The sequence below is a fragment of the Rhodanobacter sp. G2-10 genome, from assembly GCF_055809185.1.
In genome coordinates, this window is the sequence record NZ_CM147900.1 from 2,923,437 (window position 1) to 2,943,751 (window position 20,315).

Genomic DNA, 20,315 nt, shown 5'->3' on the forward strand with positions numbered 1-20,315 from the left:
GGAGTAGAGAGAAAGGCTCGCGGCCTGCTCTCACTCCTCACTCCTCTCCCCTCACTCCTCGCATTCCGCTCAGGTCAACTGGCCGTGGCAGTGCTTGTACTTCTTGCCCGAACCGCAGGGACAGGGTTCGTTGCGTCCGACCTTGGGACCGTCGTGCTGCATGGGTTGCTGGGCAACCCGCGCCGCACCCGCGGCTGATGCCTCACCCGCGTCGCCGAAGGCGCTGGGTGCCGCACCACCACCGGTCGCCAGCATCTGCTTCTGCAGGCGTTCGGCCATGCGCTGCTGTTCGGCCTCCATCGCCGCAACCTCCTCCTCGCTGCGGATCCGGATGCGGGCGAGCATCTGCACCACTTCGGACTTGATCCGGGCCAGCATTTCGGAGAAGAGCCCGAACGCCTCGCGCTTGAACGCCTGCTTCGGATCCTGCTGCGCATAGCCCACCAACGAGATGCCCTGGCGCAGGTAATCCATGCTGGAGAGGTGATCCTTCCAGGCGTTGTCGACCACGGTCAACATCACATGTTTTTCCAGCTGGCGCATGGTTTCGGCGCCGATCTGCGCCTCCTTTTCCTCGAACAGCGCATTCACCAGCTCGCGCACGTGCTCGAGAATCATCTCGGCATCGATTTCGTGCTGCTGCTCCACCCATTGCTTGATGTCGGCAGAGAGCCCGATCTCGCTGGTCAACTCGCGATCCAGTCCCGCCAGATCCCACTGCTCGTCGATGCTGTCGGCCGGCACGTAGCCGCGAACCATGGTCTCCACCACGTCATCGCGGATATCGATGACGGTCGCCGAGACCTCCTCGCCTTCAAGCAGCTCGTCGCGCTGGCGGTAGATCACCTTGCGCTGGTCGTTGGCCACGTCGTCGAATTCCAGCAGGTGCTTGCGGATATCGAAGTTGTGCTGCTCGACCTTGCGCTGCGCTTTCTCGATCTGCCGGCTGATCATGCGATCTTCCAGCGCATCGTCGTCCTTCATGCCGAAGCGCTTCATCCAGCGCACCAGGCCTTCGCCGCCGAAAATGCGCAGCAGGCTGTCTTCCAGCGACAGGTAGAAGCGCGAGGAGCCCGGATCGCCCTGGCGACCGGAACGGCCGCGCAGCTGGTTGTCGATGCGCCGCGATTCGTGCCGCTCGGTGCCGATGATGTGCAGGCCGCCCGCGGCCAGTACCTGCTCGTGCCGCTTCTTCCACTCTGCCTTGACGCGCTGGCGATCGACTTCGCTGGCATCCTCGGGCAGCTCGGCCAGCGCCGCTTCCAGGCTGCCGCCGAGCACGATGTCGGTGCCGCGACCGGCCATGTTGGTGGCGATGGTGACCTGACCCGGCGCACCGGCCTGCGCCACGATATGCGCCTCGCGCTCGTGGTGCTTCGCGTTGAGCACCTCGTGCGGCACCTTGGCCTTGGTCAGCAGTCCGGACAGCAACTCGGACACCTCGATCGAGGTGGTACCGACCAGCACCGGCTGGCCGCGCTTGTGGCAGTCCTTGATGTCCTCGATCACCGAGTTGTATTTCGGGGTCTGCGACAGGAAGATCATGTCCGCGTTGTCCTTGCGGATCATCGGCTTGTGGGTGGGTATCACCACCACCTCCAGGCCATAGATGCTCTGGAACTCGAACGCCTCGGTGTCGGCTGTACCGGTCATGCCGGACAGCTTCTTGTACATGCGGAACAGGTTCTGGAACGTCACCGTGGCCAGGGTCTGGTTCTCGCGCTGGATCGGCACGCCTTCCTTCGCCTCGACCGCCTGGTGCAGGCCGTCGGACCAACGCCGGCCGGCCAGGGTACGGCCGGTGAACTCGTCGACGATGATCACCTCGCCATCGCGCACGATGTAGTCCACGTCGCGCTGGTAGATGCCGTTGGCACGCAGCGCCGCGTTCAGATGATGCACCACGGCAAGATTCTTGGAGTCGTACAAGCCGCTGTCCTGGTCGATCACGCCGGCTTCGCGCAGCAGTTCATCGGCGTGCTGCATGCCCGCCTCGGACAGGTGCACCTGCTTCTGCTTCTCGTCGACCCAGTAATCGCCCTCGCCATCCTCTTCGGTCTGGCGGATCATCCGCGGCACGATCTTGTTCACCGCGAGGTACAGCTGCGGCGAGTCCTCGGCCGGGCCGGAGATGATCAGCGGCGTGCGCGCCTCGTCGATCAGGATCGAGTCGACCTCGTCGACGATGGCGTAGTGCAGGCCGCGCTGGTAGCGCTGCTCCTTGCTGAGCGCCATGTTGTCGCGCAGGTAATCGAAGCCGAATTCGTTGTTGGTGCCGTAGGTGATATCCGCCGCATAGGCATCATGCTTGTCGGCGTGGTCCATGCTCGGGTAGACCACGCCCACGCTCAGACCGAGGAAGTTGTAGAGCTTGCCCATCTGCGCCGAATCGCGGCGCGCCAGGTAGTCGTTGACCGTGACGACATGCACGCCCTTGCCGGCAATGGCATTGAGATAGACCGGCAAGGTGGCCACCAGGGTCTTGCCTTCACCGGTGCGCATCTCGGCGATCTTGCCCTGGTGCAGCACGATGCCACCGATCAGCTGCACGTCGTACGGGCGCATGCCCAAGGTGCGCTTGGATGCTTCGCGAGCGACCGCGAACGCTTCCGGCAGCAGCTTGTCCAGCGACTCCCCCCCGGCATACCGCTGCTTGAATTCTTCGGTCTTGGCGCGCAGCGCCGCGTCGTCCAGTTTTTCCAGTTCGGGCTCCAGCGCGTTGATCCGCTGGACAGTACGTGAAAGCTGCCGCAGCACGCGCTCGTTGCGGCTGCCGAACAGACTCGTCATGGCACGGTTGAACATCGATTTTCCGGATTGGTGGACAGAACGCTCGCCACAATCGCGAGCCAATCGGGCATATTACTACATGCCCGGTCAGGCCCGCCCGATGGGGCTGGGCATCACTGGCAAAAGCCCGCGCAGGCGGGCCACGCCATCCCGGGAAAACTGGCGGTGGCCGCCGGCATATTCAAGGGGATGGCGCGTTTGCGCGAAACGATCAGCGGTGATTGCGCACGAAGGCCAGCGGATTGACCACGCGACCCTTGTACCAGACCTCGAAATGCACGTGCGAACCGGTCGAGCGCCCAGTGGAACCGGCCTGGGCGATCACGTCGCCCACCTGGACGTGCTGACCGGGATGCACGTCGAGCTTGCTGTTGTGCGCGTAACGGGTCATGTAGCCGTTGCCGTGGTCGATCTCGACCACGTTGCCGTAGCCACGACGGACGCCGGCGAAGGTCACCATGCCTTCGGCGACCGCGTGCACCGGTGTGCCATACGGCGTGGCAATGTCGATGCCGGTGTGGCGCGCCGAGTGGCCGTCGAACGGATCCGGGCGCACCCCGAAATAGGAGGAAATGTAGCCGGGGACCGGCATCCCGGTAGGCTTCAGGTTGGATTCGATGCGGGCGTCGAGCAACAAGCTCTGCAGTGCCGACAGCTGAGCCTGCTGAATGTTGAACTGGCCAGTCAACTGGTCGATGCTGCTTTCAAGCGCGGCCGGTAGCGCGTAGTCCGCGCCCGCAGTGTCCTCGACACCGCCAACAGCCGGTGCCTGGTCGAAGTTGAATTCACCGTCGTCGAGCTTGCCGACCTGCACCAGCCGCTCGCCCAGCGCGTTGAGACGGGTCGACTGCGCCTGCAGCTGGCCCAGTTTCACCGCCAGCGCGTCGAGACTGCGATGCGCATCGGCGCGTACGCTGCCGAGCTGGGCGTTCTGCTGCCGGATCTGCTGCTGCAATTCCTGGATCTGTGCCAAGGCGTGATCACGCGGACTGGCGATGGCCAAGGCCAGCGCACCACCCAGGGCAAGACAACCCAGCACCGCCAGCGAAAGCATCGACAGCAGCTTCCAGCGCTGGCTCCGATTGGCCAGGTCAAGGGTCTTTGGCAGTTTCCTGGCACGTGAGACGAGTATGATCTGCATATCTTTCCAAATTCGATTGTCGGCACCATGCAACGCGCGGAACCCGCCACTTCCCGCCGCCACGGCAACGGACCGGAGTCCCTCGTCGATTGCGGCTCCTTCGCGACACTGGCCCGAAAGGCCGGCGCGCTGGAAGCGCTGGATCGCGCCTTGCGCCAGACGTTGCCATCGCCGCTGCGCGAACAGGTGAGATTCGCGAACCTGCGCAACGATCGCCTCGTCTTTCTGGCGTCTTCACCGGCTTGGGCATCACGCCTGCGTTTGATGCAGACACAGATCCTTGCCTCCGCACGCGCCATTGGCACGTGCGCCAGTTCCGTCACCGTGAAAGTGGCTCCCCAACCACCGGCTGCAACCGTGCCGGATCAGTCAAAACCGCTTTCGCCAGCCGCAGCTGCCCATCTCAGGGCTGCTGCCGCATCATCCACAGACCCCGAATGGCGGGCCATGTTCCTTGAGCTGGCGTCCCTCGCCGAAACCACTGATTCCCCCGATCGCGACGCCGACTGACGTTGCGAGGGTGTGTTTATAGCACGCACGGCGCTGGCTGACAGCCCCGGGGTTTCCGGGACGTGAAGCAGCACCCGCATGGAATGTGCTGCCCATCAAGAAAAATGGCCAGGTCTTGCGACCCGGCCATTTTGATGAGCTTTTGCGGTGGATTACGGCGTCAGGCGCTCAGATCGCCTGGGCCGGATGTGCATAGGAGATGGGCGAAACCGCCGGATCCTCGTGGTAGCTGACCTCTTCCCACGCCGAGGCGTCGGCGATCAGGGCACGCAGCAGCTTGTTGTTGAGCTCATGGCCCGACTTGTGTGCGTGATACGCGCCGATCAGGCTGTGCCCGAGCAGGTACAGGTCGCCGATGGCGTCCAGGATCTTGTGCTTCACGAACTCGTCTTCGTAGCGGAGGCCGTCCTCGTTGAGCACGCGGTAGTCATCCAGCACCACGGCGTTGTCCATCGAGCCGCCCAGCGCGAGGTTCTGCTCGCGCAGCATCTCGATGTCACGCATGAAACCGAACGTGCGGGCGCGACTGACTTCCTTCACGAACGAGGTCGTGGAAAAGTCGATCTCGGCACGCGAGGTGCGCTTGCTGATGATGGGGTGGTTGAAATCGATCGAAAAGCCGACCTTGAAACCCTCGAACGGCTCGAAGCTGGCCCACTTGTCGCCTTGCTGCACCTTCACCGGCTTCTTGATGCGGATGAAGCGCTTGGCGACGGGTTGCTCTTCGATGCCTGCCGACTGCAACAGGAACACGAACGGGCCCGCGCTGCCATCCATGATCGGCACTTCGGGGGCGGACAGGTCTACATAGGCGTTGTCGATGCCGAGCCCCGCCATCGCCGAAAGCAGGTGCTCGACGGTGGACACGCGAACGTCGCCATCAACCAGGGTCGACGAAAGCCGGGTATCCCCGACATTGTCCTGGCGCGCCCGGATATCCACCGGCGGGTCCAGGTCCGTTCGTCGGAAAACGATGCCCGTGTTCGGCGCAGCAGGACGCAAGGTCATGTAGACCTTGTCACCGGTATGCAGCCCGACACCGGTGGCCCGGATGATGTTTTTGAGCGTACGCTGCTTGATCATTGTTGTTGGTACCCGTGGAGGTAGCAGCCAATCAGGAGCGGATGCTAACACAGTTTTAACCTGAGATAAAAGCAAACCGTACGGTACAGTCTGATTAAACCTTCATGTTTCTTTCATCTCGCGATCCACCGCACATTTTCGGGCGGGATGGTGGCCGAATCGCAGCGCGCATCGACACCCCGTGACTGGGACGGGAATCCGGCACGGGGCGTCGAAACTGAGCCACGACAAGGGACTCAACGATTGATCGTACGCCAATCCCGGCGCACGCACCTGCAACTGGACTACGCGAACACCCGGACGCGACCAGGCGCATGTCAGCCGTCCAGGCCAGTCATCTCGCCACCCTCCAGCGCAGCCGCGCGAGCGCCGGTGGGCCGGCGCGGCACGATGAAGTGACTGACAAACTCTCCTGGCTATCGTTCAACGCGTTCGCATCTCCTTCACTTTCCTGATCTTGATATCAATCTGCCTGTCGGCGCAGAAACGCAGGAATGTCCAGATAGTCAAGCCCGGCGTCGCCCTGCCTGGCCGAGGTGGCAGGCTCGGCACGGGTCTGGGTCTCAGGCTGCGCATAGTCGACCACCTCGTTGCCGGTGCCGGTGCGCAGCACGACCGGGCGCGGCCGCATCTGCTGCGTCTCGACCATGCGGATCGGCGGCTGCTGGCGCGAGGCTGCCGCACGGTTGAGGCCGGTGGCCACCACGGTGACGCGCACGTCGTCCTTCATGTCCGGATCAAGCGAGGTACCCATCACCACGGTGGCATCCTCACTGGCGAAGTCGTGGATGATCCGGCCGATCTCGTCGAATTCACGCATGGTCAGGTTCGGACCGGCGGTGACGTTCACCAGAATGCCGCAGGCGCCGTTGAGGTTGACGTCTTCCAGCAGCGGATTCTTGATCGCGGCCTCGGCTGCCGCCTGAGCGCGGTCGTCGCCGTTGGCCGTACCCGAGCCCATCATGGCCAGGCCCATCTCCGACATCACCGTGCGCACATCGGCGAAGTCGACGTTGATCAGGCCCGGGGCGGTGATCAGGTCGGCAATGCCTTGCACGGCACCCTGCAGCACGTCGTTGGCTGCCTTGAACGCGTTGAGCAGGGTCACTTCGCGGCCGAGCACGCTCAGCAGTTTCTCGTTGGGCACGGTGATCAGCGAATCCACGTGCTGCTGAAGATCCTCGATGCCTTTCAATGCCACCTGCATACGCCGGCGCCCCTCGAACGGGAACGGCTTGGTCACCACCGCCACGGTGAGGATGCCCTTTTCCTTGGCCAGCTGCGCCACCACCGGAGCTGCGCCGGTACCGGTGCCACCGCCCATGCCGGCGGTGATGAAGACCATGTCGGCGCCTTCCAGCATCGCCTCGATCCGTTCACGATCCTCCAGCGCGGCCTGCCGGCCGACTTCGGGGTTGGCACCGGCACCGAGGCCCTTGGTCACGTTGCCACCCAGTTGCAGATGGGTACGCGAGCCGCAGCTGTTCATCGCCTGCGCGTCGGTATTGGCGACGACGAATTCCACGCCCTCGATATTGGAGTTGAGCATGTGCGCCACGGCATTGCCGCCGCCACCGCCCACGCCGATCACCTTGATGACTGCATTGGGTGCGAGCTTATCGATCAATTCAAACATTTCCCGTCCTCCGTAGAGTTGTTGTCGTTCTAACCATGCGGTGGGACTCCTGTCAGCCGATGGTGGTGGGCGGCAAGTCCTTCCGCCCGTGGCAACGCCTCCTGCGTCGCCGGTGTTTTCATCAAAAATTCCGGGTAAGCCAGCCGCGCAGCTTGTCGACGACGCCGCCGACACTGCCGCCGCCGTGACCACCCGCACGCATCCCGCCGGCACGCGAGCCATGCAGCAGCAGGCCCACGCCGGTGGCGTGCAAGGGGCTGGTCACCACCTCACCCAGGCCCTCGACCTGCTGCGGCACGCCGATGCGCACCATCTTGTGGAAGATTTCCTCGGCCAGTTCGAGCGCACCTTCCATCCGGGAGGCACCGCCGGTCAGCACCACGCCGGCGGCGACCAGGCTCTCGTAGCCGGATCGGCGCAGCTGGTCCTGCACCATCTCGAAGATTTCCTCGTAGCGCGCCTGCACGCTCTGCGCCAGCGATTGCCGTGCCAGGCGGCGCGGCGGGCGGTCGCCCACGCTGGGCACCTGGATCGTCTCCTCGGCATGCGCCAGGCCGGTCTGGGCGCAGGCGTACTTGATCTTGATCTCCTCGGCATGCGCCGTGGGCGTATGCACGCCATAGGCGATGTCGCTGGTGACCTGGTCGCCGCCCACCGGCAACGATGCGGTATGACGGATCGAACCCTGGGTGTAGATCGCGATGTCGGTGGTGCCGGCGCCGATGTCGACCAGGCACACGCCCAGTTCGCGCTCGTCGTCGGTCAGCACGGCCTTGGCACTGGCCAGCGCCGAAGGCACCAGTTCGTCGACGCTGAGGCCGCAGCGCTGGATGCACTTGGTCACGTTCTGCACCGCCGCGGCCGCGCCGGTGACCAGATGCACATTGGCTTCCAGCCGCACGCCACTCATGCCGATCGGGTGGCGGATGCCGTCCTGGCCGTCGATGCGGTACTCCTGCGACTCCTTGTAGAGCACCTTGCGGTCGGCCGGGATGGCCACGGCGCTGGCCGCCTCCAGCACCTGCTCCAGGTCGCCGGCGGTGACCTCGCGATCGCGAATGGCCGCGTTGCCGTGCGAGTTGCGCGTTTCCAGATGGCTGCCGGAGATCGAGGCATAGACCGAACGGATATCGCAGCCGGCCATCAACTCGGCCTCCTCCACCGCACGCTGGATCGAGTGCACGGTGGATTCGATGTCGACCACCGAGCCGCGCTTCATGCCACGCGAGACGTGGGTGCCGATGCCGATCACGGTGATCGGCTCGCCCGGCTCGTACTCGCCGACGATCGCCACCACCTTGGAGGTGCCGATATCGAGGCCGACCACCAGCTGTTTGTCGTTGCGCGTTTTCATGGCGAATTGCTCATGAGCGGATGGAACCTCCAGCGTTGGCACCGGCCGCGTCGGGCCAGCGCACGGCGAAGCCGTTGGTGTAGCGAAGATCGGCGTAAACGAACCCGTCGGCATGGCCGGCGATCAGCTGTGGATAGACGTCGAGAAAGCGATGCAGACGGCGGCCTGCCTGCTCGCGGTCGCCGATCACGATGCGAGCACCGGTGGTGGTGGTGACGCTCCAGCTGCCACGCTCGGTCAGCGCCACGCCACTGATCGCCAGATGGTTGCCGGCAAACGCCTTGCTGGCCTCGGCATAGAAGCTCACCACTTCGGCCAGCCGCGCGTCCGGTCCGCGCAAGTCGGGCAAGGCGACGAGGTCGGCAGCGTCGGGCGCGTCGAACACCAGGCCCTGCCGGCTGATCAGCTGCTTGTCGTTCCAGCGCGCGAAGGGCTGCCGCTCGTAGACACGCAGCTGCAAGGTATCCGGCCAGCGCTTGCGCGCCTCGACCGATTCCACCCACGGCAGCGCGGCGACGGCCTTCTGCACCGAATCCAGATCCAGCGCAAAGAAGCCCTTGTCCAGGCGCGGCAGGACGGCCGCACGAATCTGCGCGGCGCTCACGTGCTTGAACTCGGCCTGCACGGTCAGCTGGGTCACCGGCCAGCGATCGGCCGCGAACCAGCCGCGCAGCAGGCCCACGATCGGCAGCGCGACCAGCGCGATGGCCAGGCACCAGGCGGCAAGACGGACCGGGCCTTTCATGGGGCGCCTCCTTCGGAGTCGCGGGATTCGGGATTCGAGATTCGGGATTCGGCGAAGCCGGCGACTCGTGTTGCAAAACTGGTTTCAAGCACGCGCCAGCAGAGCTCCTGGTAATCGATGCCAGCCGCGGCGGCGGCCTTCGGTACCAGCGAGTGGGAGGTCATGCCGGGCGCGGTGTTCACTTCCAGCAGCCAGTGGCGACCGTTGCGGTCGCGCATCACGTCGACACGACCCCAGCCGGTGCAGCCCAGTGCGTCGAACGCCGCCAGCGACAAGGTCGCCAGTTCCCGGGCCGCGGCCCCTTCGGCGCCGGGGCACAGGTACTGGGTGTCCTCGGCCACGTACTTGGCGTTGTAGTCGTAGAACGCGCCCTTGGGCACGATATGGATACTGGGCAACACCTGGCGCCCGAGGATCGCCACGGTCAGCTCGTCGCCCTCGATCAGGGTCTCCATCAGCAGGTCGCCCGGATACTGGGCCGCCAGCTCGACTGCGGCGGCCAGGTCCTGTTCGGCAAAGACCCGCGTCACGCCGACGCTGGACCCTTCGCAGGCAGGCTTCACGATCAGCGGAAAGCCGATCCGGCGCGCCGCGGCATGCACGTCGGCGCCGCGCGGCAGGGCGGCGAAGGTCGGCGTCGACAAACCCAGTGATTGCCACACGCGCTTGGAGCGCGTCTTGTCCATCGACAACGCCGAGCCGAGCACGCCCGAACCGGTATACGGCACATGCAGCGACTCCAGCGCCCCCTGCAGCACGCCATCCTCGCCACCACCGTGCTGGCCATGCAGGATATTGAATACGCGGGCGAAGTGACCCGCGCGCAAGGCATCGAGCAGCGCCGGTATACCGTCGATCGCATGCGCGTCGACACCGCGTGCCTTCAATGCGGCAAGCACGTTGCGACCGGAATCAAGCGACACCTCGCGCTCGGTCGAACTGCCGCCCATCACCACGGCAACACGGCCGAACTGGGCCGGATCGGTGATGCGCTCCGGGTCGGGAGTCGGGAATCGGGAATCCCGCACGGGGACTTCCTGACGGTCGCCGGGAATCGGTGTGGCCATCATGCGGCCCCCTTTGTCTTGAGTTGGCCGGCCTGCGCCAGCTCCAGCGCCGCCGCGCCGATATCGCCGGCACCCAGCAGCAGCAACAGATCGCCGTCGCGCAGCAGACTGGGCAGGCTGTCGCGGAACTCACGCGGATGCTCCACCAGCACCGGGTCGACCTTGCCGCGCGCCCGTACCGCACGCGCCAGCGCCCGGCCGTCGGCGCCGGCGATCGGTGTCTCGCCGGCCGGATACACGTCGGTCAACACCAGCACGTCGGCGTCGGCCAGCACGTTGGCGAAGTCGTCCAGCAGGTCGCGCGTGCGGCTGTAGCGATGCGGTTGGAAGGCGACCACCAGGCGCCGCTCCGGCCAGCCACCACGCACGGCGTCGAAGACTGCGGCGATCTCGCTCGGATGATGGCCGTAGTCGTCGACCAGCAGCACGCTGCCCTGGTCGATGGCGATGTCGCCGCGCCGGTGGAAGCGCCGGCCGACACCCTGGAATCCTTTCAATGCATCGGCAATCGCCGCCGCTTCGACGCCAAGCTGCCAACCGATCGCAGCTGCGGCCAGTGCGTTGAGCACGTTGTGCCGGCCAGGCAGGTTCAGCGTCACCGGGAACGCTTCCGCCGCATCGGGCAACTGCAGGTCGAAATGCATCTCGAAACCCTGCTGGCGGAGGTTCAGCGCACGCACGTCGGCATCCGGGTTGTCGATGCCGTAGCGAAGCACGCGGCGGTTGGTGATGGTGGCCAGCGTCGCCACTTCGGGATCGTCCACGCACAGCACGGCCAGGCCGTAGAACGGCAAGCGGTGCAGGAAGCTGGCGAACGCCTTCTTCACTTCGGCGAAATCGCCGTGGTAGTTCTCCAGGTGATCGGCGTCGATGTTGGTTATCGCGGCAATCACCGGCGACAACAACAGGAACGACCCATCCGATTCGTCCGCCTCGGCCACCAGATACTGGCCGGTGCCGAGCCGCGCATTGGCGCCGGCGGCATTGAGCTGTCCACCGATGACGAAGGTGGGATCGTAGCCGGCCCCGGCCAGCACGCTGGCGGTGAGGCTGGTAGTGGTGGTCTTGCCGTGGGTGCCCGCGATGGCCACGCCGCGGCGGAAGCGCATCAATTCGCCCAGCATTTCGGCACGCGGAATCACCGGAATGCGCGCGGCGTGGGCCGCAACCAGTTCCGGGTTGTCTGCCTTGATCGCACTGGAGGTGACCACCACGTCAACGCCGACGATATGTTCGGCGGCATGCCCCACGTGCACCTGGATGCCAAGCCCCTGCAAGCGCTGCACCGTGGCCGAGCCGGCCCGGTCGGAGCCGGATACGGCATAGCCCAGATTGTGCAGGACTTCGGCAATGCCGCTCATGCCGACGCCACCGATGCCGATGAAGTGCACCCGGCCGAACATGCTCATCGGATCCTGCTGTGCGGAGAGTCGGCTCATGCGGCCACCTCCAGGCAGGCGCGCGCGATCACTTGCGCCGCATCGGGCTTGGCCAGCGTCCGCGCGGCTTCGGCCATGCCCAGCAGGCGCGGGCGATCACCCAGCAGCGTGGCCAGTTGCTGCGCCAGTATCTTTGTGTCCAGTTCGCTCTCCTGCTTGATCTCGGCCGCACCGACCGCCACGAAAACCTCCGCATTGCGGGTCTGGTGGTCGTCCACCGCGTGCGGGTAAGGCACAAGCAGCGCCCCCAGTCCCGCCGCAGACAACTCGGCCAGGGTCAGGGCGCCCGCGCGGCAGACCGCCAGGTCCGCCCAGCCGTAGCTGGCTGCCATGTCATCGATGAAGGCCACCACCTCGGCCTCGACTCCTGCGTCGGCGTAGGCCGCACGCGCCTCATCCAGCCCGCGCGTGCCGCATTGATGGCGCACCTCGGGACGCTGGTCGGGATCGAGCCGCGCCAGCGACTGGGGCAAGGCGAGATTCAACGCCCGCGCGCCGAGGCTGCCACCAAGCACCAGCAGGCGCGGCCTGCCCTGACGACCATCCATGCGCTGCGCCGGCGGTGGCAGCGCGGCGATCGCCTCGCGCACCGGATTGCCGACCCACTGCGCATGCGGCAAGGCATCGGCAAAGCCGGCCATCACGCGCTTTGCCAAACTGGCCAGACGGCGATTGGTGAAGCCCGCCACGCGGTTCTGTTCATGCACCAGCAGGGGTCGGCGCAGCATCCAGCTCGCCAGCCCGCCGGGACCGGCCACGTAACCACCCATCGACAGCACACTGCGCGGGTTCACCTTGCGCAACACCGCCAACGAGGCCAGCAGCGCGCGCAGCAACATCCACGGCGCGCGCAGGCGCGTCATCACACCCTTGCCGCGCAACCCGCCCACCCTCACCGCATGCAGCTCGATGCGTTGAGCGGGCACCACCTGCGCTTCCATGCCGCCGACAGCACCCAGCCACGCCACCGGAATGCCCTGCGCCCGCAAACATTCGGCCACCGCCAGACCCGGGAAGATGTGCCCGCCGGTACCACCGGCCATGATCAGCACGGGCCGCAGATCGGCACGCGGATCCGCACGAGCGTCCCGATTCCCGATTCCCGATTCCCGATTCCCGTAATTCATGCTGCCTCCGCCTCGCGCGGCATCACCGCGGCATTCGCATCGGCCGCAGCCACGCCTGCCGGCATGCGCGTTGCCATCTGCCGTGCGTCCAGCGCGCGGTTGATCTCGAAGGTGGCGCGCAGCAGTACGCCCGCCATGGCGCAGGTCAACACCATCGACGAGCCGCCGTAGCTGATCAGCGGCAGGGTCAGGCCCTTGGTCGGCAAGGCGCCGAGGTTGACGCCCACCGACACGATTGCCTGCATGGCGAGCATCAGGGACGCGCCGAACGCCACGTAGCCGGCAAAGCGCTGGCCCACGTCCACGCCCTTCAGGCCCAGATAGAGGCCGCGCCCCACGACCGTGGCGAACAGGCCGATCACCAGCACCACGCCGGCCAGACCCAGTTCCTCGCCGATCACGGCGAAGATGAAGTCCGTGTGCGCTTCCGGCAGGTAGGACAGCTTCAGCACGCTGGAACCCAGGCCCACGCCGTCCCACTCGCCGCGTCCGATCGCCATCAGCGACTGGGTCAACTGGAAACCGTCGTTGAACGGGTCCTTCCACGGGTCGAGGAACGAGGTGAGCCGCTTCATCCGGTAGCTCTCGCCGGTGGCCGCCACGTACAGCAGCGGCATCAACGGCAGGCCCATCAGGAACAGGAAGATCGGCCGCGCGCCGCCAAGCCAGACCATCGCGATGGTGACCGCGATCACCAGCGTGGCCGAGCCGAAGTCCGGCTGCGCCAGCAACAGCAGCACGATCACGCCGGCAACGCAGACCGGTTTGAACAGTCCGAGGAAGCGGGTTTCCACGCTCTCGCGATGACGCACCAGATAGCTGGCGACATAGACCACAAGGATCAGCTTCACCGCCTCGACCGGCTGGAACGTGGTGAACATCAGGTTGAGCCAGCGCCGCGCACCGTTGATCCGCATGCCGAAATGCGGCACGAAAACCGCCAGCAGCATCAGGAACGCCAGCGCCAGCAACGGAAACGCGAACTTTTCCAGCAACTTGAGCTCGGTACGCATGGCCAGGCCCGCCGCGACCATGCCCAGGCTGAGGAAGATCAGATGCCGGCGCAGGAAGTAGAACGCGCCGAGGTGCTGGCTGTCCGCCACCGCGATCGAGCTGGACGCCACCATCACCACGCCAATGCTGGCCAGCCCGATCAACGCGGCGAACAGCCACGGATCGAAACGTCCGCGTGGACCGCTACGGCGTTTGGCCTGGGTGCCGGAATCAAACATGGGCACCTCCGGTGCGGGATTCGGGATTGGGGATTCGGGATTGGGGCAAGCAGCCACGACACACCGGCAAGCGCCCGTGCTCGCTCTCGCGAATCCCGAATTCCGAATGCCGAATCCCGTCCATCTCAACGCACCTTCAACGTGGCCAGACCAACGAGGACCAGCACCACCGAGATGATCCAGAAGCGCACGATGACCCGTGGCTCGGGCCAGCCCTTCAACTCGAAGTGGTGATGGATGGGGGCCATGCGGAACACGCGCTTGCCGGTGAGCTTGAAGCTGGCGACCTGGATCATCACCGAGGCGGTTTCCATCACGAACACACCGCCCATCACCAGCAGCACGATCTCCTGACGCACGATCACGGCCACGCAGCCCAGCGCAGCGCCCATCGCCAGCGCGCCGACATCACCCATGAACACCTGCGCCGGATAGGTGTTGAACCACAGGAAGCCCAAGCCCGCGCCGGCCAGCGCACCAGTGAAAATCGCCAGTTCGCCGGCGCCGGGGATCGAGGGAATCCCCAGATATTCGGAGAACACCTTGTTGCCGGCCAGGTAGGCGAACACGCCCAGCGCACCGGAAACCAGCACGGTGGGCATGATCGCCAGGCCATCCAGACCATCAGTGAGGTTCACCGCGTTGGAGAAGCCGACGATCATGAAATAGGTGATGACCACGAAGAACAGACCCAGCGGCACCACCACGTGCTTGAACAGCGGCACGTACAACGCGGTTTCGGCCACGGTCGCGCCTGCGGCGGCATGCGGTGCGGTGTAATAGAGGAACAGCGCGGCGCCGAGGCCGAACAGCGACTGCCAGAAATACTTCCAGCGGCTGGCCAGCCCACGGCTGTCTTTCAGCACCAGCTTGCGATAGTCGTCGTAGAAGCCGATGGCGCCGTAGCTCAGCAGCACGGCCAGCACCACCCATATGTAGCGATTGTGCAGATCGGCCCAGAGCAGGGTCGCGGCAGTCACCGAGAGCAGGATCATCACCCCGCCCATGGTGGGTGTACCGGCCTTGACCAGATGGGTCTGCGGGCCGTCGCTGCGCACCACCTGGCCCGCCTTGAGCGAAGCCAGCCGGTTGATCAGCCAGGGTCCGAACAGCAACGACAGCGCCAGCGCGGTAAGCGCCGCCATGATGGTGCGGAAGGTGATGTACTGGAACAGATGCAGGGCGGTGAAGTGCCGCGCCATCCAGTCGGCCAGTTCAAGCAGCATCGGTTGCACCTCCCCTCACAATCGCGGCCACTACCTGCTCCATGCCCGCCGAACGCGAACCCTTGACCAGGCAGGTGACGCCCGGATGCAGTTGTGCCCGTAACGCGGCGATGAGTGCCGGCTTGTCCATGAAATGCTCACCCGCCGCACCGAACGCCTCGACGGTGGCCGCGCCCAGCGGACCCACCGCGAACAGCCGATCGACGCCGTGCTGGCGGGCACGCTCGCCGATTCCGGCATGCAATGCGCGCGCGTCATCGCCCAGTTCGGCCATGTCGCCCAGCACCAGCCAGCGCTCACCCTCGGCCAACTGCAAGGTATCGATCGCGGCGGCCATCGAACCCGGGTTGGCGTTGTAGCTGTCATCGATCACGATCCAGCCACCGGTCGCGACTTCCTGGCGCAAGCGGCCGGCCACGCCGGTTGTCTGCTGCAGCCCGAGGACGATGGTGTCCAGCGGCACATCCAGCGCCAGCCCGACGCTGGCGGCGGCCAGGGCATTGGCAATGTTGTGGCGCCCCGGCAGCGGCAGGCTGACTTCGGCATCGCCTTGCGGCGTGCTGAGCACGAAGCGCGAGCCATCCACGCGTTGCTCGATGACTTCGGCACCCACGTCGGCGGCGTGATCCAGGCCGAAGCGGAGCACCTTGCGGCTACCGGCCAGCCCGCCAAAGAAGCTGGCGAACCCGTCATCCGCATTGATGATCGCGGTGCCGTCGGCCGGCAACGCCTGGTACAGCGCGCCCTTGGTTTCGGCCACGCCTTCGATGCTGCCCATGCGCTCAAGATGCGCGGGCGCGATGAGCGTGACGAGGCCGATATCTGGCCGTGCGATGGCGGCGAGGTAGGCGATGTCGCCCGGCTTGCCAGCGCCCATCTCCAGCACCGCATATTCAGCGTCCCGCGGCATCGCCAGCAGGCTCAGCGGCAGGCCCAGCTCATTGTTGTAGTTGCCCGCGCTGACGTGGGTACGGCCGTGGCGCGACAGGATCGACGCCACCAGGGTCTTCACCGTGGTCTTGCCGTTGGACCCGGTGATGCCGACCACGCGCACATCGCGCTGCGCCCGCACAGCACTGGCGAAGTCGCCCAATGCCACTTCCGCATCGTCCACCAGCAGCTGCGGCAACGCGCAGTCCACCTGGCGCGTGACCAGTGCGGCGACGGCACCGCGGGCGGCGGCCTGGTCCAGATAGTCATGACCGTCGGCGTGCTCGCCTTTCAGCGCGACAAACAGGTTGCCCGGCTCGAGCTTGCGGGTGTCGATCGCCACGCCGGTGATCTCGGCCTGGTCCATTCCGGTGTCGCCGCCAAGCAAACGGCCGTTGGTCCACATCGCGATGGCGCCAAGCTGCATCATGCGCGCGGCTCCCGCTTGATCCGTTCCAGCGCGGCATGGGCCACCGCCAGATCGTCGAACGGGCGCTTGCCGGCGGCACCGTCCTGATAGGTCTCGTGCCCCTTACCGGCAATCAGCACGACGTCGCCGGCTTTGGCCAGCGCCAGCGCATCGGCGATGGCCACCGCGCGGTCGCGCTCGACGGCCATGGCAGCGGCCTCGGTCATGCCCGCCACGATCTGGGCCACGATCGCGTCGCCATCTTCGCCGCGCGGATTGTCGTCGGTGACGATGGCCACGTCGGCCAGCCGCGCCGCGATGGCACCCATCAGCGGGCGCTTGCCGGTATCCCGCTCGCCGCCGCAACCGAACACGCAGATCAACTTGCCGGCGCAATGCGCGCGCAGTGCGCTCAGCGCCTGCTCCAGCGCATCGGGTGTATGGGCGTAATCAACCACCACCAGCGGCAGGCCACCCAAACCGCCGAGTCGGCTCATGCGGCCGTTCACCGGCAACAGCTGTTCGACGGCGTGCACGATGCGCTCGAACGACTCGTCGAGTGCACCGAGGCAACCGATCACGGCCAGCAGGTTGGCGACGTTGAAACGACCGAGCAGATGGCTGTTGATTTGCCGGCTGCCCCAGGGTGTGCGGAGCTGGAAGGCCAGCCCACCGGCCGACGTGACGATGTTGCTGGCAGCGATCTCGGCCGTGGCTTCACCGGCCGCGCTGAAACGCAGCGGCTGCACGCCTGCGGGCAGCCGCGTCGCCAGCTCGCGACCGAACGCGTCGTCGCTGTTGATGACCGCCACGCGCAAGCCGGGCCAGGCAAACAGGCGTGCCTTGGCCGCGCCGTAGGCTTCCATGCTGCCGTGGTAGTCGAGATGGTCACGGGTGAGGTTGGTGAATGCGGCAACCTCGAAGTCCACCGCGCCGACGCGACCCTGCGCCAGTGCGTGCGACGACACTTCCATCGCCACGTGGCTGACATCGGCGTCGCGGAACTTTGCCAGCAGCGCCTGCACGCTGATCGCATCGGGCGTGGTGCGCTCACCCTCGTGCAGCTGACCGTGCACCCCGGCGCCCAGCGTGCCGATCGATGCGGCGCGATGACCGAGCAGGGTCAGCGCCTGCGCCAGCAACTGCACGCACGAGGTCTTGCCATTGGTGCCGGTGACGCCGACGACGCGCATGGCCTCGCTGGGGCGCTCATGGAAGCGCGCGGCGATCTCGCCGACCTGGTCGTGCAGGCCGTCGATCCACAGCAAGGGCACATCCAGTGGTTCAACCTGCTCCGGTGCCGGCGTCTCGGCCAGCACCACGCGGGCACCACGCTTGACCGCGCTGGCGGCGAACTCGATGCCGTGACCCTGGCTGCCGCTCAAGGCGAAAAACGCATCGCCCCGACGCACCTGCCGCGAATCCAGGCTGAGCCCGGAGACGATCATGCGCGCGGCCGCAGGCGTGGCCGCGACCTGCGCGTCGGCGATGCCCAGCAGCAACTGGTCGAGGTGGCCGATACTCATGGGGTGCCCTCGTCGACCGGCGCGTCATCGATCGGCGCCTCGTCCGGCGGCTTGCTGCCTGCCAGGCCGCCCGCGCCCTGCATCGGGCCGCCCACATACCAGCGCCCGATGTTGTCCGGCGGCACATCGAGCAAGCGCAGCGCCCCGCCCATCACGCGCGAGAACACCGGGGCGGAAACCATGCCGCCGTAGTAGCTGCCCTTCTGCGGGTTGTCGACCACCACCACGCCGACCAGGCGCGGATTGGTCGCCGGAACGATACCGGCGAAGGCCGCGGTGTAGCTGTTCTTGTCGTAGCCGCCGGCATTGGCTTTGTGCGCGGTACCGGTCTTGCCGGCAACGGCATAGTTGGCGATGCGTGCCTGCGGCGCGGTACTGCCCGGACCGGTCACCGTTTCCATCATCTGGATCAGTTCGTGCGCCACCTGCGCCGAGATGATCTGCCTGGACGGACTGTCGGCGCCCTTGATGAAGCTGGGCGTGTGCTTGACGCCGTTGTCGGCGATGGTGGCGTACGCGTTGGCCAGCTGCAACACGGTCACGTTGAGACCATAACCGTAGCCCAGGATCGCCTTTTCCAGCGGACGCCAGTCGCGCCCGATACGCAGGTAGCCGGAGGCCTCGCCGGGAAAGCCGCTATCGGTACTGTTGCCGAAACCGAAGGCGCGGTAGGTGTCGTACATCAAGGTGGTGTCGAGATCGGTGGCGATATGCGCCGCGCCGACGTTGCTCGACTTGGTGATCACGCCGGTCGGCGTCAGCAGGCCGTAGTTGTGGGTGTCATGGATGTCGTGACCGTGGAAGTACCAGTGGCCGCCGGTGGTATCGATGATCGGACTGGTCGGCGTGAACCTGCCACTGGACAGCGCCGCCGCCATCAGGATCGGCTTGATCGTGGAACCGGGCTCCAGCACGTCGGTGATCGCGCGATTGCGTCTCTGGCTCGGCTTGCTCGCACCGATGGCGTTGGGGTTGAAAGTTGGCATGTTGACCATCGCCAGCACTTCGCCCGTGCGCACGTCCATGATCACCATCGAGGCAGAGTCGGCCTTGAACTTCTCCATCACGCTCTTCAGTTCGCTGTAGGCCAGGAACTGGATGCGGCGATCAATGCTGAGCGTGAGGTTGCGCCCGGGCTTGGGCGCACGCACCTGCTCGACGTCTTCCACCACATGACCCATGCGGTCGCGGATGACCCGCTTGGCGCCCGGCTTGCCGGAAAGCCAGTCGTCGTAGGCGAGCTCCAGCCCTTCCTGGCCGTGGTCATCGATATTGGTGAAACCCAGCACGTGCGCGGTGACTTCGCCAGAGGGATAGAACCGCTTGAACTCGCGCTGGCCGTTGATGCCGGGAATACCCAGATCCAGCACGGCCTGGGCCGCCTCGGGCGCCATCTGCCGGCGCAGATAGACAAACTCACGCTCCGAACGCTGCGCCAGGCGGCTCTTCAATTCATCGGCATTCACACCCAGCGCACGCGCCAGTTCCGGAATACGATCGTCGTTGTCCAGCACCTCGGACGGATTGGCCCAGATCGACATCACCGGGGTGGACACCGCCAGCGGCTCGCCGTTGCGATCGAAGATGGTGCCGCGCGAGACCGGAATCGGCATCTCGCGCAGGAAGCGTGCATCACCCTGGCGCTGGTAGAACTGCTTGCGCACCACCTGCAAGTCGAACGCGCGCGCAACCAGGCCCGTCGCAGCCAGACACAGCAAACCGGCCACCAGATACATGCGCCGGCGCGCACTCGGAGCGGTGACGTGCCGGCCCGTCGCACGCTGATGCGCGCGCCGGGCCGGCTTGGCGTGCTTGGTGTGCTTGCGCGCATCCATCAGCGCAGCAACCGGATGTCTTGCGGGCGCGGCTCGATCATGCCGAGCTTCTGCCGCGCCTCGTCGTCGATGCGACGCGGCTCCGCATAAGTCGCCTGTTCCAGCTCCAGCCTGCCGTACTCGATGTTCAGATCATCGCGCTGGTTCTGCAGCGCGGTCAGCTGCACGAACAGCACGCGGCTCTCGTGACGTGTCCACACCACGCCCAGTGCGCTGACCACCACGGCGAGCAGCAGGATGATGCTGACCAGGGCGCTGATCACCT

16 protein-coding genes are annotated in these 20,315 nt (G+C 65.9%); 1 reads left to right on the forward strand and 15 read right to left on the reverse strand.

What is annotated here, in order from left to right; translation table 11 throughout:
• Positions 1–69 precede the first annotated feature (69 nt).
• Both secA and AC0L58_RS13295 read right to left on the reverse strand, forming a co-directional pair.
• The gene (secA, locus tag AC0L58_RS13290) at positions 70–2,805 is read right to left on the reverse strand and encodes a preprotein translocase subunit SecA (protein WP_473684154.1); all 2,736 of its coding nucleotides are present in this window, start codon (positions 2,803–2,805) and stop codon (positions 70–72) included.
• Between the two features lie 196 nt (positions 2,806–3,001).
• Positions 3,002–3,931 (reverse strand): M23 family metallopeptidase, encoded by a 930-nt coding sequence (locus AC0L58_RS13295; protein ID WP_473684156.1) that lies wholly within the window; start codon positions 3,929–3,931, stop codon positions 3,002–3,004.
• A 27-nt stretch (positions 3,932–3,958) separates the two neighbouring features.
• On the opposite strand from AC0L58_RS13295, the gene AC0L58_RS13300 reads away from it, so the two are divergent.
• Positions 3,959–4,441: a DciA family protein gene (locus tag AC0L58_RS13300; protein WP_473684158.1), complete on the forward strand. Its 483-nt coding sequence runs from the start codon at positions 3,959–3,961 to the stop codon at positions 4,439–4,441.
• A gap of 168 nt (positions 4,442–4,609) precedes the next feature.
• Here the strand turns inward: AC0L58_RS13300 and lpxC are convergent, their stop codons facing one another.
• From lpxC to ftsL, 13 genes are all read right to left on the reverse strand, one after another.
• Positions 4,610–5,524 (reverse strand): UDP-3-O-acyl-N-acetylglucosamine deacetylase, encoded by a 915-nt coding sequence (gene lpxC / locus AC0L58_RS13305; RefSeq protein ID WP_473684160.1) that lies wholly within the window; start codon positions 5,522–5,524, stop codon positions 4,610–4,612.
• 463 nt (positions 5,525–5,987) lie between these two features.
• A complete protein-coding gene (ftsZ, locus tag AC0L58_RS13310) occupies positions 5,988–7,160 on the reverse strand; it encodes a cell division protein FtsZ (protein ID WP_473684162.1) in 1,173 nt (390 codons plus the stop codon).
• A gap of 121 nt (positions 7,161–7,281) precedes the next feature.
• Positions 7,282–8,514 (reverse strand): cell division protein FtsA, encoded by a 1,233-nt coding sequence (ftsA, locus tag AC0L58_RS13315; protein ID WP_473684164.1) that lies wholly within the window; start codon positions 8,512–8,514, stop codon positions 7,282–7,284.
• A gap of 10 nt (positions 8,515–8,524) precedes the next feature.
• Entirely contained in the window at positions 8,525–9,259 is a 735-nt protein-coding gene (locus AC0L58_RS13320; protein ID WP_473684166.1) for a cell division protein FtsQ/DivIB, read from the reverse strand.
• Positions 9,256–10,329 carry a D-alanine--D-alanine ligase gene (locus AC0L58_RS13325; protein WP_473684168.1) on the reverse strand — a complete coding sequence of 358 codons (1,074 nt, stop codon included), beginning with the start codon at positions 10,327–10,329 and terminating at the stop codon, positions 9,256–9,258. Before AC0L58_RS13325 ends, AC0L58_RS13320 begins: the two co-directional genes overlap by 4 nt.
• Positions 10,326–11,765 (reverse strand): UDP-N-acetylmuramate--L-alanine ligase, encoded by a 1,440-nt coding sequence (murC, locus tag AC0L58_RS13330; protein ID WP_473684170.1) that lies wholly within the window; start codon positions 11,763–11,765, stop codon positions 10,326–10,328. The genes AC0L58_RS13325 and murC overlap by 4 nt, the downstream gene beginning before the upstream one ends.
• On the reverse strand, positions 11,762–12,817 hold the full coding sequence (murG, locus tag AC0L58_RS13335) for an undecaprenyldiphospho-muramoylpentapeptide beta-N-acetylglucosaminyltransferase (protein ID WP_473688729.1): 1,056 nt from the start codon (positions 12,815–12,817) through the stop codon (positions 11,762–11,764). The genes murC and murG overlap by 4 nt, the downstream gene beginning before the upstream one ends.
• A gap of 71 nt (positions 12,818–12,888) precedes the next feature.
• Positions 12,889–14,124, reverse strand: coding sequence for a putative lipid II flippase FtsW (gene ftsW, locus AC0L58_RS13340; RefSeq protein ID WP_473684172.1), 1,236 nt, complete (start codon positions 14,122–14,124; stop codon positions 12,889–12,891).
• 125 nt (positions 14,125–14,249) lie between these two features.
• The gene (gene mraY, locus AC0L58_RS13345; protein WP_473684176.1) at positions 14,250–15,350 is read right to left on the reverse strand and encodes a phospho-N-acetylmuramoyl-pentapeptide-transferase; all 1,101 of its coding nucleotides are present in this window, start codon (positions 15,348–15,350) and stop codon (positions 14,250–14,252) included.
• Positions 15,340–16,710, reverse strand: a complete 1,371-nt coding sequence (locus AC0L58_RS13350) for a UDP-N-acetylmuramoyl-tripeptide--D-alanyl-D-alanine ligase (RefSeq protein ID WP_473684178.1) — start codon at positions 16,708–16,710, stop codon at positions 15,340–15,342. Before AC0L58_RS13350 ends, mraY begins: the two co-directional genes overlap by 11 nt.
• Positions 16,707–18,215, reverse strand: coding sequence for a UDP-N-acetylmuramoyl-L-alanyl-D-glutamate--2,6-diaminopimelate ligase (locus tag AC0L58_RS13355; protein WP_473684180.1), 1,509 nt, complete (start codon positions 18,213–18,215; stop codon positions 16,707–16,709). Before AC0L58_RS13355 ends, AC0L58_RS13350 begins: the two co-directional genes overlap by 4 nt.
• Positions 18,212–20,050: a peptidoglycan D,D-transpeptidase FtsI family protein gene (locus AC0L58_RS13360; protein WP_473684182.1), complete on the reverse strand. Its 1,839-nt coding sequence runs from the start codon at positions 20,048–20,050 to the stop codon at positions 18,212–18,214. Before AC0L58_RS13360 ends, AC0L58_RS13355 begins: the two co-directional genes overlap by 4 nt.
• Entirely contained in the window at positions 20,050–20,310 is a 261-nt protein-coding gene (gene ftsL, locus AC0L58_RS13365; protein WP_473688731.1) for a cell division protein FtsL, read from the reverse strand. The genes AC0L58_RS13360 and ftsL overlap by 1 nt, the downstream gene beginning before the upstream one ends.
• Positions 20,311–20,315 lie beyond the last annotated feature (5 nt).